This is a genomic window from Roseateles albus (assembly GCF_028595345.1).
Classification (GTDB): domain Bacteria; phylum Pseudomonadota; class Gammaproteobacteria; order Burkholderiales; family Burkholderiaceae_C; genus Paucibacter_A; species Paucibacter_A albus.
Genome location: NZ_JAQQXT010000003.1, coordinates 419,337 through 437,379 on the forward strand (window position 1 = coordinate 419,337; position 18,043 = coordinate 437,379).

14 protein-coding genes are annotated in these 18,043 nt (G+C 63.6%); 2 read left to right on the forward strand and 12 right to left on the reverse strand.

All coding sequences use genetic code 11. The features are described 5' to 3' along the window. Positions 1-15: 15 nt before the first annotated feature. From PRZ03_RS07200 to PRZ03_RS07255, 12 genes are all read right to left on the reverse strand, one after another. Positions 16-1,035: a sulfate ABC transporter substrate-binding protein gene (locus tag PRZ03_RS07200; protein ID WP_273599655.1), complete on the reverse strand. Its 1,020-nt coding sequence runs from the start codon at positions 1,033-1,035 to the stop codon at positions 16-18. A 239-nt stretch (positions 1,036-1,274) separates the two neighbouring features. Beyond that, positions 1,275-2,882, reverse strand: a complete 1,608-nt coding sequence (locus PRZ03_RS07205; protein ID WP_273599656.1) for an ABC transporter substrate-binding protein — start codon at positions 2,880-2,882, stop codon at positions 1,275-1,277. 93 nt (positions 2,883-2,975) lie between these two features. Further along, positions 2,976-5,186, reverse strand: coding sequence for a sensor domain-containing protein (locus PRZ03_RS07210; protein WP_273599657.1), 2,211 nt, complete (start codon positions 5,184-5,186; stop codon positions 2,976-2,978). Positions 5,187-5,207: 21 nt separating this feature from the next. Then, a complete protein-coding gene (locus PRZ03_RS07215; protein WP_263533026.1) occupies positions 5,208-5,735 on the reverse strand; it encodes an FKBP-type peptidyl-prolyl cis-trans isomerase in 528 nt (175 codons plus the stop codon). A gap of 84 nt (positions 5,736-5,819) precedes the next feature. Continuing rightward, positions 5,820-6,713, reverse strand: coding sequence for an alpha/beta fold hydrolase (locus PRZ03_RS07220; protein ID WP_273599658.1), 894 nt, complete (start codon positions 6,711-6,713; stop codon positions 5,820-5,822). After that, positions 6,710-7,366, reverse strand: coding sequence for a TetR/AcrR family transcriptional regulator (locus PRZ03_RS07225; protein ID WP_273599659.1), 657 nt, complete (start codon positions 7,364-7,366; stop codon positions 6,710-6,712). Before PRZ03_RS07225 ends, PRZ03_RS07220 begins: the two co-directional genes overlap by 4 nt. Then, on the reverse strand, positions 7,363-8,694 hold the full coding sequence (locus PRZ03_RS07230) for a glycosyltransferase (protein ID WP_273599660.1): 1,332 nt from the start codon (positions 8,692-8,694) through the stop codon (positions 7,363-7,365). Before PRZ03_RS07230 ends, PRZ03_RS07225 begins: the two co-directional genes overlap by 4 nt. Before the next feature lie 126 nt (positions 8,695-8,820). Then, positions 8,821-10,152, reverse strand: coding sequence for a sensor histidine kinase (locus PRZ03_RS23930; protein WP_273599661.1), 1,332 nt, complete (start codon positions 10,150-10,152; stop codon positions 8,821-8,823). Next, positions 10,149-11,534, reverse strand: coding sequence for a sigma-54-dependent transcriptional regulator (locus PRZ03_RS07240; RefSeq protein ID WP_273599662.1), 1,386 nt, complete (start codon positions 11,532-11,534; stop codon positions 10,149-10,151). Before PRZ03_RS07240 ends, PRZ03_RS23930 begins: the two co-directional genes overlap by 4 nt. 76 nt (positions 11,535-11,610) lie before the next feature. Next, positions 11,611-14,076: an FtsX-like permease family protein gene (locus PRZ03_RS07245; protein WP_273599663.1), complete on the reverse strand. Its 2,466-nt coding sequence runs from the start codon at positions 14,074-14,076 to the stop codon at positions 11,611-11,613. Next, positions 14,076-14,837 carry an ABC transporter ATP-binding protein gene (locus tag PRZ03_RS07250; protein ID WP_273599664.1) on the reverse strand — a complete coding sequence of 254 codons (762 nt, stop codon included), beginning with the start codon at positions 14,835-14,837 and terminating at the stop codon, positions 14,076-14,078. The genes PRZ03_RS07245 and PRZ03_RS07250 overlap by 1 nt, the downstream gene beginning before the upstream one ends. 36 nt (positions 14,838-14,873) lie before the next feature. Beyond that, entirely contained in the window at positions 14,874-16,148 is a 1,275-nt protein-coding gene (locus PRZ03_RS07255) for an efflux RND transporter periplasmic adaptor subunit (RefSeq protein ID WP_273599665.1), read from the reverse strand. Positions 16,149-16,342: 194 nt separating this feature from the next. Here PRZ03_RS07255 and PRZ03_RS07260 point away from each other — a divergent pair, with 194 nt between their 5' ends. Beyond that, positions 16,343-17,467, forward strand: coding sequence for a JmjC domain-containing protein (locus tag PRZ03_RS07260; RefSeq protein ID WP_273599666.1), 1,125 nt, complete (start codon positions 16,343-16,345; stop codon positions 17,465-17,467). Then, on the forward strand, positions 17,467-17,982 hold the full coding sequence (locus PRZ03_RS07265) for a hypothetical protein (RefSeq protein WP_273599667.1): 516 nt from the start codon (positions 17,467-17,469) through the stop codon (positions 17,980-17,982). The genes PRZ03_RS07260 and PRZ03_RS07265 overlap by 1 nt, the downstream gene beginning before the upstream one ends. Positions 17,983-18,043: the final 61 nt, after the last annotated feature.

The following is an 18,043-nucleotide window of genomic DNA, read 5'->3' on the forward strand; positions in this document are numbered from 1 at the left end:
AGGCCGGCCTGGCTCTCAGCGACCGGGCGTGTAGATTTGATCGAAGTAGCCGCCGTCGGCGAAATGCGTCTTCTGGGCCGCACGCCAGCCGCCGAAGACTTCATCCACCGTGATCAGCTTGGTCTGGCTGAACTGCTTGGAATATTTGGCCGCCACCTTGGGGTCACGCGGCCGGTAGTAATGCTTGGCGGCAATCTCCTGACCTTCCGTTGTGTAGAGGTATTCCAGATAGGCCTGAGCCTGCTTGCGCGTGCCGCGTTTGTCGACCACCTTGTCGACCACGGCCACCGGCGGCTCGGCCAGGATGGACAGGCTGGGTGTCACGATTTCGAACTTGTCCGGGCCCAACTCCTTGACGGCCAGATAGGCTTCGTTTTCCCATGAAATCAGCACGTCGCCGATGCCGCGCTCGGTGAAGGTGGTCAGCGAGCCGCGCGCGCCCGAGTCCAAGACCTTGGTGTTCGCGTAGATGCGTTTAACAAAGGCTTTGGCACTGTCGGCATTGGCGCCGGGCTGCTGCAAGGCATAGCCCCAGGCGGCCAGATAGTTCCAGCGCGCGCCGCCCGAAGTCTTGGGGTTGGGCGTGATGACATCGATACCCGAACGGGCCAGATCCGGCCAGTTCGTGATCTTCTTCGGATTGCCCTTGCGCACCAGGAACACGATGGTCGAGGTGTAGGGCGATGCGTTGTGAGGCAATCGTTTTTGCCAGTCTGCGGGCAGTAGCTTGGCGTTGTCGTGCAGCGCGTCGATGTCATAGGCCAGGGCCAGCGTCACCACATCGGCCTCCAGGCCATCGATCACCGAGCGCGCTTGCTTGCCTGAGCCGCCGTGCGACTGCTTGACCGTCAAGGTCTCGCCGGTCTTGGCCTTCCAATGCTTGGCAAAAGCGCTGTTGAAGTCTTGATACAGCTCGCGCGTCGGGTCATAGGAGACATTGAGCAAAGAGACTTGGGCCTGAGCCTGGGTCAGGCCGGCAGCGCTCAGCAGCAGGGCTGCGGTCGCGAGGGAGAAGTGGCGTCGGATGGCGTTCATGGATACAGAGCGTTCGGTGATGGGCTGAGAGGAGCTTTAGAGCAAGCTTATGCATAAGGTTCAGCGCCACTGTAAGCAAGCAGGCAGGGCGCGTGAACCAAGAAGTTCTTCTATGCATATGAGAAAAACGCAGGGCGAGCGCAAAGATGCGCTGCAAAACGCATGTCACGCCTGTCTTGTCAGTTGCTGCTCGCGGCTTGTAGGGGCGCCGAGCGGCACCATCAGCCCATCTACCTTGTTTACTTGGGCGCGGGTGCGACCGTAATCCAGCGCCATTCCAGCCAGTTGTCCGGCCTGTGCACGACCGTGACATTGCTGCGCGCCGCCCAGGGGATGTATTGGCGGTGCAGCGGGATGTAGTGCAGCTGCTCGGCCATGCGCTTGAGCGCTTGTTTGATCAGTTGCTGACGCTTGACTTCATCGGGCTCGCGGCTGGAGGCGGCAACGACGGCGTCAAGCTCATCATCCTTGAAGTTGCCGCGGTTGTATTCGCCGACGCCTTTGTCTACGCCTTTGTCACCCCGGTTGCGGAAGTGGCTGGTGAAGATGCTTTCCGGGTCGGTGATGGCGCCGCCCCAGCCGAACAGATAGGCCGAGGTATCGAGCTTCTCGATCTTGTTGAAGAACAGCGCCTTGGGCTGAGCATTGACCTTGACCTTGAGTCCCAGCTTGGCCCATTGCGAGGCCAGCGTCATGCAGATGCGCTCATCATTGACGTAACGGTTGTTCGGGCAATCGAGCGTGAACTCGAAGCCGCTGGCGTAGCCTGCCTCGTTCAAGAGCTTTTTGGCGGCCGCCAGATCGAAAGGCAGGCGCGCTTCCAGCGCCGGATCATTGAAGCTGCCCAAGGGCGAGGGCACCATAGCGCCAGTCGGCGCAGCCTGGCCGTCCATCAAGCGGGTCTTGATGGTCTCGATGTCGATGGCCTGGTAGAGCGCGCGCCGCACGCGTACGTCCTTGAAGGGATTTTTGCCCTTGGGTCTGCCGGACAGCAACTCGTCACGGCCTTGATCGAGACCAATGAAGATGATGCGGTTCTCGGGCCCGCTGATGATCTTCAGGCCGCTGCTTTGTGCCAGTCGGGCCAAGTCGCGTGGCGCGGGGTCGAGCACAAAGTCCACCTCGCCCGAGATCAGCGCCGCTGTGCGTGTGGCTTCGCTCTTGATCGGGGTGTAGATCACCTCTTGCACATTGCCTTCGATCTGGCCCCAGTAATTGGGGTTGCGCTTGAACACGGTCTTGCTGTCCGGTGCGCGGCTGACCAGGATGAAAGGGCCGGTGCCATTGGCATGGAAGGCGGCATAGCTTTCTTCCTTATTGGCAAAGTCTTGCGTCTTGGTCGCCTTATTGGCCTCGGCCCAGCCCCGGCTCATGATGTAGAGGGTGCTGAGATGCTGAAGAAAGATCGGGTTGACCTGGGGCAAGTTGAACTCGACCGTCAAGTCGTCGACTCGGCGCGGCTCGCCCACGGCATTGGCATACATGGCGATCTGCGAGCTGGGCTGGCGCGCGCGCTGGATGGAGAACACCACATCGTCGGCTGTGAAAGCTCGCCCGTCATGAAACTTCACGCCTGGGCGCAGCTTGAGCAGCCATTTCTGCGGCCCGGTCTGTTTCCATTCGGTCGCAAGTTGCGGCACCAGCTTGAGCTGCTTGTCGCGGGTGACCAGGAATTCGTAGATCTGCCCGTTGACGGTGTTTGTTAGGGTTTCATTCTGAGCGTAGGGATCCAGCGTAAGCGGGTCGCCGGCGCTGGCCCAGCGCAGCGTTTGGGCCGAGGAAAAACAGCTGGACAAGGCTAGGCCGGCAGCTAAGGCAGCGCTGATGACTAAATTGGATTTGCGCATTTGATTCATGGGGGTAGTCTGGCAGAAGCGGGCCAAGGCTGCTTGCGCAATGGCTTAGAAGCCAGCGTGCCAGCTTGCCCTTAGGTTTGGCAGCTATCTGGTGCGCGCTTGCACGAAAGGGCCGAACTCTTCCGCTGGCATCGGTTTGGCAAACAAGTAACCCTGTACCTCATTGCAGCCTTGCTCACGCAGAAAGTCCAGCTGGCCCTGTGTCTCCACGCCCTCGGCGATGGTTTGCAGGCCGAGGCTTTTGGCCATGCTGATGATGGCGCTCACAATCGCCCGGTCTTCGGGGTCATCGCTGAGGTCGCGCACAAACTGCTGGTCGATCTTGAGCTTGTAAACGCGGAACTTTTTCAGATAGCTGAGTGAGGAGTAGCCGGTACCGAAGTCGTCGATCGACATGCGAATGCCACGGTCATGCAGGTCATTCATCACCGCGATGGCGCCGAGCGGATCGTTCATGGCGACCCCCTCGGTCAGTTCCAGCTCAAGCAACGCGGGCGCTAGCTGGCATTCGTCCAGAATGCGGCTGACCAGGGACGGCAGGTCGGCACGGCGGAATTGCACCGAGGACAGATTGACGGCCATGATGATGGGGGGCAAGCCCTGCGTCATCCAGTCCTTGAGCTGCAGGCAGGCGGTGCGCAGCACCCACTCGCCGATTTGCAGAATCAGGCCGCTGGCCTCGGCGATCGGAATGAATTCTGCCGGGCTGATGGCGCCCAGGTCGGGGTGATGCCAGCGCAGCAAGGCTTCGGTCCCTATCACTCGGCCGCTCGTCATGCAGATTTGTGGCTGATAGTGCAGCTTCAGCTGATCACGCTCCAGCGCGCGGCGCAAGGCGTTTTCCAGCAGCAGGATGCGGGCGGACTCGGCCTGCATCTCAGCGGTGAAAAACCGGTAGGTGTTGCGCCCGTCCTGCTTGGCGCGGTACATGGCCACATCGGCGCAGCGGCACAGCGCATCAAAATCAAGGCCGTCGAGTGGATACAGCGCCACGCCGATCGAAGGTGTGACCGTGATCTCATGCTGTTCGATTTGAAAGACCTGGCAGGCCAGATCCATCACTTTGGCCGCCACATGAGCGGCGCCAGCCGCGTCGGCGCCGGGCAGCACCAGGATGAATTCGTCGCCGCCCAGGCGCGAGACCGTGTCTTGCTCGCGCACCGCCGATTTGAGCCTGCGCGCCAGCTCCTTGAGTAACTCGTCACCAAAACGGTGTCCGAGCGAGTCATTGACGTTCTTGAAATGATCCAGATCGAGGAAGAGCAGGGCCAGCGTGCTGCTGTGGCGCTTGGCGATGTCGATCGCTTGGTTGCTGCGCTCATTCAGCAAAGCCCGGTTGGGCAGGCCGGTCAGCGTGTCGAAATGCGCGAGTTGCTGAATGCGCGCCTCGGAGGCTTGCTGTTCCAGGACCTTTTGCTCCAGCGCCTTGACCGAGGCATTGAGCTCCTGGGTGCGCTGGGCCACCATTTGTTCGAGCTGCTGTTTGGCCTGCACAAGGGCGGCCTCGGCGTCCTTGCGGGCGCTGATGTCCATGGTGATCCAGATCGAGCCCAGGGCCAGATTGCTTGGATCTACGGCTTTGGAGCGCACCTCGCAGAAGATTGGCGAGCCGTCCTTCTTGCGCAGCATCATCTCGCCTTGGAAGGCATGACCTGCAGCGAAGGGCGCATAACACTGCTGGCCAGCGGCTTCCCAGTCGGCGTCGCTCAAATACCACTGGCGCGAGGAGCCGCCGTCGAGCTCTCCCGACGCGTAGCCCAGCAGCTCCTCGAAGCTGCGGTTGCACTGTGTCACCTGACGATCGCGCAGAAACACGATGCCGACCATCGCATGGTCCAAAATCAAACGCTGGCCGGTCGTGATCGACAGCAACTCAGCCTCGGCGGCTTTTTGCTCGCTGATGTCGTCGACGATCCAGATCGATCCCTCCTTGGCGTCAGCGGGGTTGACCAGGCGCCCGGTCAGGCTGCACCAAAATTGCTCGCCGCCCAGGCGCTTCATCAGGCGTTCGGTTTTGAAGCGTTGACCGGTGGCCAGTACCGGATAGGCCTGCGCACCCAACTGCTTGAACGCGGCCTCGTCGGGGTAAAGCTCGACGCTGCTGAAGCCCAGCATGTCTTGCGCCCGAGCGTGGCCGAAGATCTCGGCATATCGCTGATTGCACCTGTTAACGCGCCTTTGCTTGACAAAAACAATGCCCACGCCGGCGGTCTCGAGAATGACATCGCGCTCGCGCAATGCCTGCTCAAGCTGCTGATAGACGCTGGAGACCGAGAACGATTGGGGCTCAGTCATGCTGCTGCTGTCAAACGCTGGTCAATGCAATTGGGCGTCAGGTGGCGCGCCCGACTCAGGATTCCCAACTTGGAAAATGGCTTCACCGAGGCTGCCGGCTTCGATCTCTTCCTCGCTGGCTTCGCGCACGTCCAGCACCTTCAAATGCATGCGCAGGCCCACGCCGGCCAGCGGGTGGTTGCCGTCCAGCACCACATGCTCGGGATAAACGTCGGTGACGGTGTAGATGCCGGGCGCCATGCCTTCGGTGACAGCACCTTCGGGCAGACCTTCGATCTGCATGCCGGCTTCGACACCGTCAGGGAAGAGGCTGCGCGCCTCAAAGCAAACTAGGCTGGAGTCATAGTCGCCAAATGCGTGTTCGGGTTCCAGCGCAATGCTGGCTTCGAAACCGGCTTCTTGGCCGGCCAACTCCTCTTCAACCTTGGCGAACAAGTCATCACCGCCATAGAAGAACTCCAGCGGATCTTCCAACTCGTCGATCAACTGACCTTGGGCGTCTTCGAGTCTCCAGCGCAGGGAGACGATGCAGGGGGCGGAAATTTTCATGGCGATATTGTTTCACAGGGCCGCGCTGTGCATCGCCGGGGCCGTGCAAGGCTTGCGCTGGCCATCGCCCGTGCCGTCCACCCCTCAGGGCGAGATCTCCCGCAAAAACTCCCGGCAATGGGCGGCCACCAAGTCGGGCGCCTCCACCATGGGCACATGGCCGAGGTCGGCAAAAACATGCTTGCGGCTGCCCGGGATGGCCGAGGCCAGCAGGTCGGCGTCGGCAACATGCAGCACCCGGTCCAGCCCGCCCCACAGAATCAGCGTCGGGGCGCGGATGCTGGCGAGGCCGGCGCGCTGATCCTGATCGCGTTTCAGGTCCGCCAGGAGTCGGCGTTCGATGTTGCGGCGCTGGCGTTTGTGCTCCAGCAGTATTTGCATCACGAAGCGGGGCAGCCAGGGCTTTTTGGCCATCCCCCAGTCCAGCATGGCGCGGTAGTCGGCCAGGCTGTCGACCTCGATCATCGGATGTTTGTGGCCCTGCTCGACATGGGCGCGCAGCTCGCTGCGGCGGCTTTCGGCGCCTGCCGCGTTGATCAGGATCAGCGATTGGACCCACTGCGGCCTTTGTTGCGCCAAGCGCAGTGCGAGCGCGCCGCCCATCGAGTTGCCCACCAGGTGCAAGCGGCTGAGGCCCAAGCTGCCCAGCCATTCGATCAAACGCTCGGCCTGCGCGGCGATGCCCAGGTCCATCTCAGGCGCCGAGGCACTCTCGCCATGGCCCGGTAGATCGGGCAGCAACAAGCGCCGCCGCGGGCCCAATGCGCGGGCAAAGCGCAGCCAACTGCTGTGGTCCGCGCAAGCGCCGTGCAGCAAGAGCAGCACTTCGCGCCGCTTGGGTGCCCCAGCCCCCGCCCTAGCTGCAGCACCGCTGTCCAGATAGGTCATGGAGCCGAAAGACAGCTGGCGACGCTGCACGGTCAGGCCGGCGCGCTTGCGCTCGCTGGCCATCGCCTGGCGAAATAGCCAGGCCTTCATGGCGCTTGCTCCTGGGGCCCTTGCGTAACCGCGGAGGTCAAGGCCAGCGCAAACATCTGGCCATTGAACTCGGCCAGGCGATCCAGAAAGGCCTCGTCCATGGGCCTCTCCATTTGCGCCTCGAAGTTTTCTCTCAAGAGCATGGGCATCATGGCGAGGCTGGTGAAGGCCAGGCGCAGCAGGTCCGGGTCAAGCCCGGCTTGCTGCAGCCCGCTTTGCTGCATTTCATCCAGCCGGCGGGCGCCGCGTTTTTGGCCCCGCTCCAGCAGTTGTTGCACGAAGCGCCGGCCCGGCCCCTCGCTGAGGGCTACCACCTTGAACATCAGCTTGGGCAACTCCGGCGTGGCCGACATGGTGCGGTAGTAGGTGCGCAGGTAGTCGATATAGCCTTGGCGGGTCGTCAAGGTATCGCTGTCGAGTGCGTCGAGTATCGGCGTCAGCGCGGCCCGAATCATCTCTTCGTACAGACCCTCCTTGTTGCCGAAGTAGTAGCGAATCATCGCGGTGTTGACCTTCGCCGCCTCGGCAATCCGGCGGGTGCTGACCTGGTGGTATTCATCGGACAGGAAGAACTGCTTGGCCGCCAGCAGCAGGCGTTCGGGCACGCTGAGCGCGGAGCTCGTGCTGTCGGCTTGTTTTTCGGAGTCGTTCATTGGAAAACGCCTGGCGCGGTGGATACAGCAGAAGGTTGTTTGGAACTTGTCAGCAAGCAATGTTCGATTTGGCCGCACAACGCCCTGGCATCCGCGCGGCGGTCGAACTGCAATGCCACCTGCGCGCAGCGCGCCTGCACGGTCGCTGAACCGGCCAGCGCGGCAAGAGCGCCTGCCAGTTTGCCCGCCGTCAGGCGTTTGGCCGGGATGACCCGACCGACGCCCAGTGCAGCCACACGGGCGCCGTTGTCGAACTGATCCCAGGCGAAAGGCGTCAGCAATTGGGGCGTGCCGCAGCGCAGCGCCTCGGCCGTGGTGCCAATGCCGCCATGGTGGATCAGCGCGCGCGACTGCGGCAGCAGCGTGGCCAGCGGCACATAGGCTTGCCAGCGCACCGAGTCGGGCAGATGCGCCGGTATCTGCGCCCGCTCTTTGCTCAAGAAGATGGCGCGCGCGCCCAGCTGTTGGGTGGCCGCCAGCGCACAGGCGAAGAATTTTTCGGCATGTAAATTGCCGGTGCCGGGCGTGAATACCAGTGGCCGCTCGCCGGCCGCCAGCCAGGCCGACAGCTCCTCATCGAGCTCCCCGGCCGGGCCAGCTTCGAACAACTGGAAATCGCCTTCGATCAGCGCTTGCGGCCAATCCGGCTGCCTCGGTGCAAACCAGGACGGGAACAGGGTCAGCGACAAATCTGGCGCCGCGGCGATATGCCCGAGAAAAGATCGCACCGGCGCCAGCCCCAGCGGCTCGCGCAGCGCATTGACCTGCGCCAGCGCGACCGGGTCAATCCAGCCTTTCTCGATATAGCGCCAAAGTGCGCGGCGCCACGCCATCGGAACCCAAGTCGGCACCGAGGTCGGGCCTATGGTCAGCGGATCAAAGCAAGTCTTCAAATTGGACGGCGCCAGATAGGCCGCTACAACCGAATCGACCAGGCCTAGCTCGCGGGCCATGGCCGCGCCCGGTACCAAAAAGGGATGGCTGATCACGACCTTGGGTGCGTGCGGCGGCAGTGAGCGGAGCAAGTCCAACAGCTGCGCCAGCCCCTCGCGGTAGCCGCTGGCCAAGAGCGCACCGAAGGACTTCTTGGCATCCCAGATGTCGGGGTTGCTCAGCAAGCGCAGGTATTCCTCGTCCGAGCCCAAGCCCATGCAGGGGATGCCGGCCTGGCGCAGCAGGGGCGCATGAAAGCTGTGCGTGATGAAAGTGACCTGTCGGCCAAGCGCTTGCAAGCCTTTGGACAGACTCATCATCGGGTGAATGTCGCCGGTCGTGCCGACCGTGATGACTAGGTAGTGGGGCGCCTCTGAGGCGGGAGTAATTTTCATGGCCAAGAGCTTAGTGCTTGGTGCGCCGCATGCCCAGCGAAGTTGCCACTCAAAACAGCCGTTTTGGATAAACAGGGCGGCCTGCCCAGGCCTGCCTCCCCGAGCGTGGCGCTATGTCTTGAGGGATCAGCGGCCGCCTTGACCGATGGCGCTGAAACGCAAGATCGCCGCGCAGCCCCGGCCCGGCCCATCCCGGCGAGGCTCAAGGCTCAAGCTGCCTTGATGGGCCTCGGCAATCTGCCTGGAGAGCACCAGGCCGATGCCCGCGCCCTCGGGCTTGGTGGTGTAGAAGGGCACGAACAGATTGGCCGGATTGGCGATGCCCGGTCCGCAGTCCAACACGCTCAACTGCAGAGGCTGGACTTGGCAGCGCAGCTCCAGCGCCGCGCCGCCGGCCTCGACGCCGTTCTTCAGCAGATTGATCAAGAGCTGCTCGATCTGCACCGGATCGCCGAAGAAGGGCAGTTTGAAGTTGCTTGGCATCGGTGCAAGACAGTCGCCCGCGATCGTCAAGCTTAGCCCGGCTTCGGGCAGCATGGTCGGCAAGCGCCGCAGCAAGGCGGCCAGATCGAACAGCTGCTTTTGCGGCTCGGGCAGACGTGCGAGCCTGGCGTAACGGCGCACGAACTCGGCCAGATGTTTCGCGCGCTCGTGAATGATGGCCAGGCCTTCATCCAAGTCGGCCGTGCCGACTCGGGCCAGATTGCTGTGCAGCGTGGCACTCAGGCTGGAGATCGGCACCAGCGAGTTGTTGACCTCGTGACTCAAGACCCGCAGCAGGCGCCGCCAGGCTTGCAACTCCTCGCTGCGCAGCACCTGTTTGAGGTCGGTGACGAAGAGCAGGGTCTGCTCGCGGCCATCGACCGAATAGGGCAGGCGCCGCAGCCGCCACAGGCCGGCCGCGCCGGCAAACACATGTTCGCTCAAGACGGCGGTGTCGGCCGTCAACAGTGCCGCCAAGCCCAGTTCGGCGGCGCTGCGGCCCAGCACCCCGTCCTTGTCGCGCAACAACAGCGCCAATGCGGCGGGGTTGGCCAGGCGCAGACTAGCCTGCTCATCAAACGCAAAGATCGCCACATCGATGCCCTGCAAGACGGCGTCCACCAGACAGTGCGCTTCTTCCGCGCGCAGGCGCTGGCGATGCAGCGTGTCGACCAAGGCATTGATCTGTTCGCCTAACTGCTCATTCGCACTGGCACTGCGCAGGCGCTGGCTGTAGTCACCCGAGGCGATGCCCTCGACAACATTGCCTAGGGTCTGGAGCTGAAACTCGGCCCGCCTTGCCAGGGCCCAAGCAGCCCCCAGCCAAGCGCCGCTGCACAGCAGCCAGAGCAGGATCTTGGGGTAGATCAGCCATGTTTGTTGCCAGATAAAGTAGCTCGCCAAGCCCCAGGCCGGCGCGCCGCCGGCCAAGGCCCAGAGCCCCAGCCGCTTGGCAAAACCCGGGTATGACTTCACAAGCGGTACTTTTCGAGCCGGCGATAAAAGGCCGAGCGGCTCAGGCCCAGTGCTTGAGCGGCCTGCGGTGCGTTGCCGCCGGCGCGCTTGAGCGCCGTGCGTATCAAGATCACCTCGGCCTCCTCCAGCGTCAACTCGCCCGCATCAAAGGCTGCCGTGGCGACCGGCGCTGTTGCCCCGTTCAAACCCAGATCGGCGGGCTCCAGCAACTGATGCTGAACCAGCAAGCTAACTCGTTCCATGCAGTGCGCCAATTCGCGCACATTGCCCGGCCAGTGATGCTGCAACAGCGCCTCGCGGGCGGCCGGGCTGAGCGTCTTGGCCGGGCATTGATAGCGCCGCGAATGGCTGGCCAGGTAATGCTCGGCCAGGCTCACAATGTCGGCGCCGCGCTCGCGCAGCGGCGGCAAATGCAGTTGCACGCTATTGAGCCGGTAAAGCAGATCGCGGCGAAAGCTGCCCAGCTCAACCATCTGCGCCAGATCCGCGTTGCTGGCCGCGATCAAGCGCACATCGGCCCGGCGGGGCTTGGCCGAACCGAGCCGCTCGAACTGCCCGCCCTCCAGCACTTGCAAGAGCTTGGCCTGCTGATTCAAAGGGATGTTGCCGACTTCGTCGAGGAACAATGTGCCGCCATCGGCCAACTCGAAGCGGCCGATGCGGGTCTGACGGGCATCGGTGAAGGCACCTTTTTCATGGCCGAACATCTCGCTCTCGAACAAGGTGTCGGGGATGGCGCCCATATTGACGCTGATGAAGGGCGCCGGGGCGCGCGCTGAAGTGCGGTGGATGGCCTGCGCGAGCTGGCTTTTGCCGGTGCCGTTTTCGCCGGTGATGAGCAGATTGACGCCGGCATCTTTGAGCCGTTCCACCTGCGCCATCAAGGCCTGCATCGTCGGCGAAGCCGCTATCCAGGGCCGCTCGCTCTGGCCCTCGGCGCTCAGCAATTGATTCCTTGCCGCCAGCCGCTGGTTGGCTTGGCGCGTTTGGCGCAGCGCCAATAAATTGCGCAGCATGCTGGCCAGGCGGTTGTTGTCCCAGGGCTTCTCGATGAAGTCACTGGCCCCGCCCCGCATCGCCTCGACCGCCAGCGCGACCGTGCCCCAGGCGGTCATCGCGATGATGGGCAGCTGGGGGTCGACGGCATTGGCTTGGGCGATCAGGCTCAGGCCTTCCGCGCCTGAGGTGGTGTCGCGGCTGTAGTTCATATCGGCCAGCAAGACGCCAAACTCGCGCCGCGCCAGCGCCGCCAAGGCCTCGGCCGGCGAAGCCACCAGCTCGCAGTCCAGCCCCTCGCTATTGAGAAAAATCCTCAAGGTGCTGCGCACGGCGGCATCGTCATCGGCCACCAAGATGGGCAGGGCAGGGAGCTGAGCGGTCATTGGGAAGGGCTGATCGTCGGGCGGGCTTGCGGCGCATTCTCGCCCAGGCCCGTGTCCAGGCTCATGGCGCCCAAGTTCATTCGCAATGCAAGGCCATATTCGGCGGCATCGCGATCGCGCGCCTAGCCGGCAACCACGTCGCCATCATCACCACCGCGCTGATTACGATGCCGACGGCCAGCACGCCGAGCAGAAAGGCCGGCCCAACCTCATCCATCTGCGTGACCGCCAGCCAGCCCAGCAGCAGGCCCAGCGGCATGCCCAGCGCCAAGGCCCAAAGCCCTTGGCGCAGCAGCAAGCGCAAAACCTGCGCATCGCTGGCGCCGACCGCGCGGCGCACCCCGATCTCCTGCGTGCGCTGAGCCACCGCCCGGCTGGTCACGCCGTAGATGCCGCTAACGCCTAAGGCCAGCGTCATCAAACCCAGGATCAAGCACAGTGCCGCCATCACCTCGGAGCCGCCGTAGGCAATCTTTTGCCGCTCCTCGGCGCTGTAGACATGCTCCAGAGCCAGCGCGGGGTCGGCGCGGGCGATGGCCTTGGCCAGCAGCTCCCGGTTGGTGGCCGTGTCGGCCCAGCCAACCATGGCGATGCCCAGCTGATCGGGGACCGACTGGCTGATAGGCAGATAAATGTTGTGACTGCGCATACCGTTGTCGCCGCCCGTGCCTTGCACCAAATGGCCGTTGACGCCGACCACGGTATACCAGTCGCGCACCTTCGCCCCGGTCTTGTCGACCTTGGGGTTCAAGGCAAAACGTTTACCCAACACGGCTTGCGGGTCCAGGCCCGGCCAATACTGTGCCGCGAAGTTGCGATTGACGATGGCCACATGCAAGCTGTCCGCGCGGTCATGGCTGCCGAACTCGCGCCCGGCCAGCAGGGCCACCTCGAGTGTCTTGAAGAAGCCGCTATTGACGCTATAGACGCCGGCTTCGGGGTAACGCTCATCTTCCACGGTCATGCCTTCGGGCAAAACCTCTTCGGTTGAGGACATGCCGCCGCCGGGCAGGCTCAGGCTCAAGGCGACGCCGGCGCTGGATGCTGCCGCACTGTCGCGCAGACTTGTTTCGACCCGAGCCCAGAGTTGGGCGCGGGCGGCTTCGTCTTTGGTGTAGGCGGCCTGGCGTGGCCGCAGCATGGCCGTCAAGACGCCCTCGGTGCGGGCGCCGGTGCCGGCGTTCAGGCGTTGATGGACCGAATAGGTCTGCGCGGCCGACACCAGCAGCAACAAGCTCGACAACATGATTTGCAAGAACACCAGCACGCGGCTGAAACGCCCGGCCGCCCGGCCGCTGGCGCCGCGGCCATCGCGCAGCACCGCTGCGGCATCGACAGCCGAGGCGCGCCAAGCCGGCAGCAAGCCGGTGGCCAGCGCGGTGACAAAGGTCAGTCCCAGGCCAAAGGCCGCCGCCGCGCCGCTCATCTGGATGCGAATCCAGAAGGGCATGCGGCCGTCTGAGGTCTCAAAGACCGCTTGCTGTGTTGCCTCCAAGGCCCAGGCGCTGAAGAACAGGCCGATCAGCGCGGCGGCCAGGCTCAGGATCAAGGCCTCCGCGAGCATTTGCTGAATCAGGCGGCCACGCGGCGCGCCCAGCGCTGCCCGCACCGCCAACTCTTGGCGCCGCTCGTTGGCGCGTGCAAGCAGCAAGTTAGCGGTGTTGATGCAGACCAGGCTCAGTAGTAACACCGCCGCGCCGGCCAGACCGAGATAGATGGCGTCGGTGTCCGGCATGGTCCACTTGGCATAGGGCAGCGCCACGGCGCCGACCTTGGCATTGCTCTTGGGGAAGCTGGCGGCCAAGCGCTGCGCCGTCAGGTCCAGCTCCTGCTGAGCTTGGGCGCGGCTCGCCCCGGCCTTGAGTCGCCCCAGTACAAACACATGCTTGGCCGTGCCCATCTCCATAGCCTGCGCGCGCACCATGCCGGCGCCGGGCATATTGAAGGGCAGCCAGAGCTGTTGCGTCATCGGGAAACGCAGCGCGGCCGGCGCCACGCCGACGATTTCGGTGCTGACGCCGTTGATGCTGATGTGGCTGCCGATGACTTGCTTGCTGCCGCCCAAAAAGTTGCGCCAGATATCCGCGCCGATGACGACCACCGGCGGTGCGCCGGGCAACTCGTCGCTGGCTTGCAAAAGGCGCCCGGCCTCGGGCTTGGCCGCGTCGCCCAACCAGGGCCAGATGGCGGCCGGCACATAAGCGGCCTGGAAGTTCTGCGGGTATTGCTGCGTGCCGCCGAGCGTGACGGTGGCCGTATCCAGCGCCTGCAGCCCTTCCAGGCTGGGTGTTGCGCGGGCGTATTCAAGAAAATCCAGGTAGTGAACGCTCTTGCCCTGCGTGCGTTCATCGTGGCGAGTGGCTTCAACGGCAAGCAGCCGTTCAGGCTCGGGGAAGGGGATATTGCCGGCGGTGAAGCTGAAGTAGATGGCCGCGCTATAGATTGCAAAGCCCAGGCCGCAGCTCAGCGTCAACAGGCTCAGCAGCGCGAAGCCGGGAGCGCGGCGCAGCGAGTTCAGGGTTTGGCTCAGGTCGTCCCACATCACAGCTGCTCCGCGGTTTGACGCGCGACCAGAGCTGGCGCAGGCGTCGGTGCAAGCGTTGGCATCAAGGTGGGCATGTCGGCGACCACGCGGCCGTCAAACAGCGAGATCGTGCGCTGCGCGGCCGCCGCGTAGCGCGGGTCATGCGTGACCATGCACAGCGTGGCGCCGCCGGCATGCACATCGCTGAGCAACTGCATCACCAGATCGGCGTTGCGTGAATCGAGATTGCCGGTCGGCTCATCCGCCAGGATCAGGCTGGGCTTGCCGACCAGGGCTCGCGCGATGGCCACGCGCTGCTGCTGGCCGCCGGAGAGCTGGGCAGGGTAATGGCGCGCGCGGTGGCCCATATCGACCTGCGCCAGCACCTCGGCCACGCGGGCGCGGCGCTCGGCGCGACTCATTTCGCTGCGGTAGGTCAGCGGGAGTGCGACGTTATCTTCTACGCTCAGGTCGCCGATCAGGTTGAAGGCCTGAAAGACAAAGCCAATCTGGCGGTTGCGCAGCAGTGCGCGGGCGCGGTTGTCGAGCGCCTCCACGGACTGTCCGGCCAAGGCATAGCTGCCGGCGCTGGGGCTGTCGAGCAGGCCCAGGATGGCCAGCAAGCTGGACTTGCCGCAGCCGGACGGCCCGCTGACGGCCAAGAACTCGCCGCTGTGGATTTGCAGATCAACGTCGTCCAGCGCGCGGGTCTCCAACTCATCGGTGAGAAAGCTTTTTTGGATGCCTTGCAGCTTGATCAGAGGCGGGGTGAAAGTCATAGGGGTGTCTCCTGGGTTAACTATTTGAACTTGAGTTCAGCGGATGCTGACGCGGGCGGCCTGGCTCCAGGCGCTGGTGTCGGATACGACGATGCGGTCCCCTTGGCTCAGGCCCGAAAGAACGGCAATTCGGCCGACCGAGGCCGCACCGAACTGCACCGGCACGCGTTCGGCCACGCCGCCCGTGCCGATGCGGAACACGCTGGCCGTCGACTGCGCTTGACTGAAGACCGGACGCTGCACTTGCAAGGTGTCGGCGAGGCGTGTAATGGCGATCGTGCCGTCCACGCTCAGATCGGGCCTGGCACCGCGCGGCAGCGGGCCTTGCAGGCTGATGTCGACCTGGACCGAGCCCTTGCTGACTTTGGGCGCAATGCGCGCGACGAGGCCGGCGATTTGGCCGTCGCTGCCGCCGGTGCGCAGATCAAGCCGCACGGTTTGGCCGATGGCGATGTCGCGGGCCATCGCCTCTTGCACCTGCAATTCGGCGTAAAGAGCGTCGGCCCTGGCCATCTTGGCCAGATTGGCGCCGGCCGACACGCTTTGCCCGGGCTGCAGGTTCAGCTCCTGCAAGATGCCGCTCATCGGCGCGCGCACCGTCAAGGCGGCTACTTGGTCGAGATCACGCTGCAGGCTTTTGCTCAATTTGGCGAGCGTCGCCTGCTTGGCACTCAGCTGCGCTTGTTGGTTAGCTTGGGCTTGTTGGAAGAGTTGGCGCTCCAGGCTCAGGCCTTGCGTGCTTTGTTTGAGGTTGAACTCGCTGCGCTGATAGGCCAGCTTGGACACCATGCCGTCCTTCAGCAGCTCCTGGTCGGCAGCCCACTGCAGTTGCGCGCTTTGCAGCGCCAATTCGGCCCGCTGAATGGCGGCGCTGGCACTCATTTGCTGGCTCTCCAAGCTTAAGCGCAGCGCACGCGCCTCGGCCTGTGCCTGCTCCAGGGTCCAGCGGCTTTCCTCGGCGCGCTGTTGCAACTGCGGATTGCTCAAGACCAGCAAGACCTGACCCTGCGCCAGTTCGGCCCCAGCTTGCACGGCAATGCGCTCGACCCTGCCTTCGCTCTGAGCGGCGATCCAGCGGACCTCGCTGGGTAACAAGATGCCGCTGGCACGTAGGTCCAAGTCCAAGGCGCCGCGCTCGACGGTGGCCAGGCTGACGGTCTTGGCGCTCACGCTCATCGAGGCCGGGCGTGCGTTCAGGCCTAGGCTCAGGGCGCCGCCCAATAGCGCGAGGCCGGCGGCGGCGAGGCCACTCCACTTGACGATGGGGCGACGTAAAAAAGCGAATCGGTGAGGGCTGCGGCGGATGTCCATGAGCTATCTATTGCAGGACTCGTGCCAGGCGCCTCTCGCTGGCTAAGTGTTTGATTTACAAGCCCCTGGGCCACCGGCGTGGACTTGAGTTGGCGCAAGCGGTCTCGAAATTGGGACGGGCCTGCTGTCGTTTTTCCCGTTACTGGGACGCCAGGGGGGCGCGTTCGCCCGCGCCAGCAAGCACAATGTCGCCCATGAACATTGAATCTCCACTGCCGCTGCTGGCCGGCCTTTCGCCCGAACAATTCATGCGCCTGCATTGGCAAAAAAAGCCTTTGCTGGTCCGCCAAGCCTTGCCCGGCATCAAACCGCCGGCGACTCGTACCGAGTTGGCCCGCATGGCCGCCAGCGAGGATGTCGAGTCGCGCTTGGCCAGCTCGTTCGAGGGCCGCTGGGCGCTTTATCCGGGCCCGGTGGCCAAGTTGCCGCCTTTTTCAAAACCCGGCTGGACCTTGTTGATTCAAGGCCTGGAGCAGCATTTGCCGGCCGCGGCCGATTTATTGAACCAGTTTCGCTTTGTGCCCGAGGCGCGGCTCGATGATTTGATGATTTCCTATGCCACCGATGGTGGCGGGGTCGGCCCGCATTTCGATTCTTACGATGTGTTTTTGATTCAAGTGCAGGGCCAGCGCCGCTGGCGTATCGGCCGACAGCCAGGCGCGGAGTTGCGGGATGACGTGCCGCTGAAGATCATCAAGACCTTCGAGTATGAGGAAGAGTTTGTGCTCGACGCCGGCGACATGCTGTACCTGCCGCCGGGCTGGGCGCATGACGGTGTGGCGGTGGGTGAGTGCATGACCTGCTCGGTCGGATTTCGCACGCCTTGGCGGGCCGAGTTGGCCAAGGATCTGCTCAGCCGTTTGATGGACGATGAGGATCAGGGTTACGCCAACAAAATGTATGCCGACCCCAAGCAGGCGGCGACTGCCACGCCGGGCCTGGTGCCCGAGCAGCTGATCGAATTTGCCCGTGACGCCGCCGAGCGGGCGCTGCGCGAACCGCGCGCCTTGGAGCGCGCCTTGGGTGAGGCCCTGACCGAGCCTAAGCCGCGTGTTTGGTTCGAGGCGGGCGCCGAGTTTGCGCCGGATCAGGGTGTTAGCCTGGATAGGCGCAGCCGCATGATGTATGACAAGTCTCATGTCTTCATCAACGGTGAATCCTTCCGTGCAGGCGGGCGCGATGCGACGCTGATGCGTGCGTTTGCTGATAGCAAGCTGCTGACACGCAAGCAGGTCGCTCAGTTGTCGGAGGGTGCCCGTGATCTGCTGGCTCAGTGGGTCGAAGATGGTTGGGTCCAGCAAGAGGTGGAGCAGGGCTGATGGACGCGCTGGCTCCGAGCAAGTTCGAGGGCAGGGCGGCTTATGTGGCCAATTTGCGGCAAGCCTTGCTACAGGCTTGTGCGGCTAACGCACGGGACCTGTACTGCTTCGATGAAAACCTGGTCGATTGGCCCTGGTCGGATGCCGATGTTCTCGCGGCCTTGACGACTTGGGCCAAGCCGCACCGGCGCTTGCATCTGTTGGCCGCGGAGTACGAGGATTTGCGCCAACGTCATCCGCGCTTTGTGCGCTGGCGCGGCAACTGGGGGCATTGCGTGCAGGCCCTGGCTTACACGCCCGAGGCTTTTGCCGCGGCCGGATCCTGTGGTGGGGTGCAATCGTTTTTCACATGCGTTGGTACTGCGCAGGCTCTGAGCCTCAGCCTGTTCGACAAGAGGCTTTGGCGGTCGTCAATTTCCACCGAAGCCGAAGATTCATTGCAAAAAAGCCAATGGTTTGATGCATTAGCGCAACGATCAAGCGAATCGTTTGCTGTTACGACACTGGGCCTCTGAGAGGCTTCAAGCGAGCAAGCTATAATTTGCGGCTAGGCGGTGGAAGCGCTCGAGGTTTCCT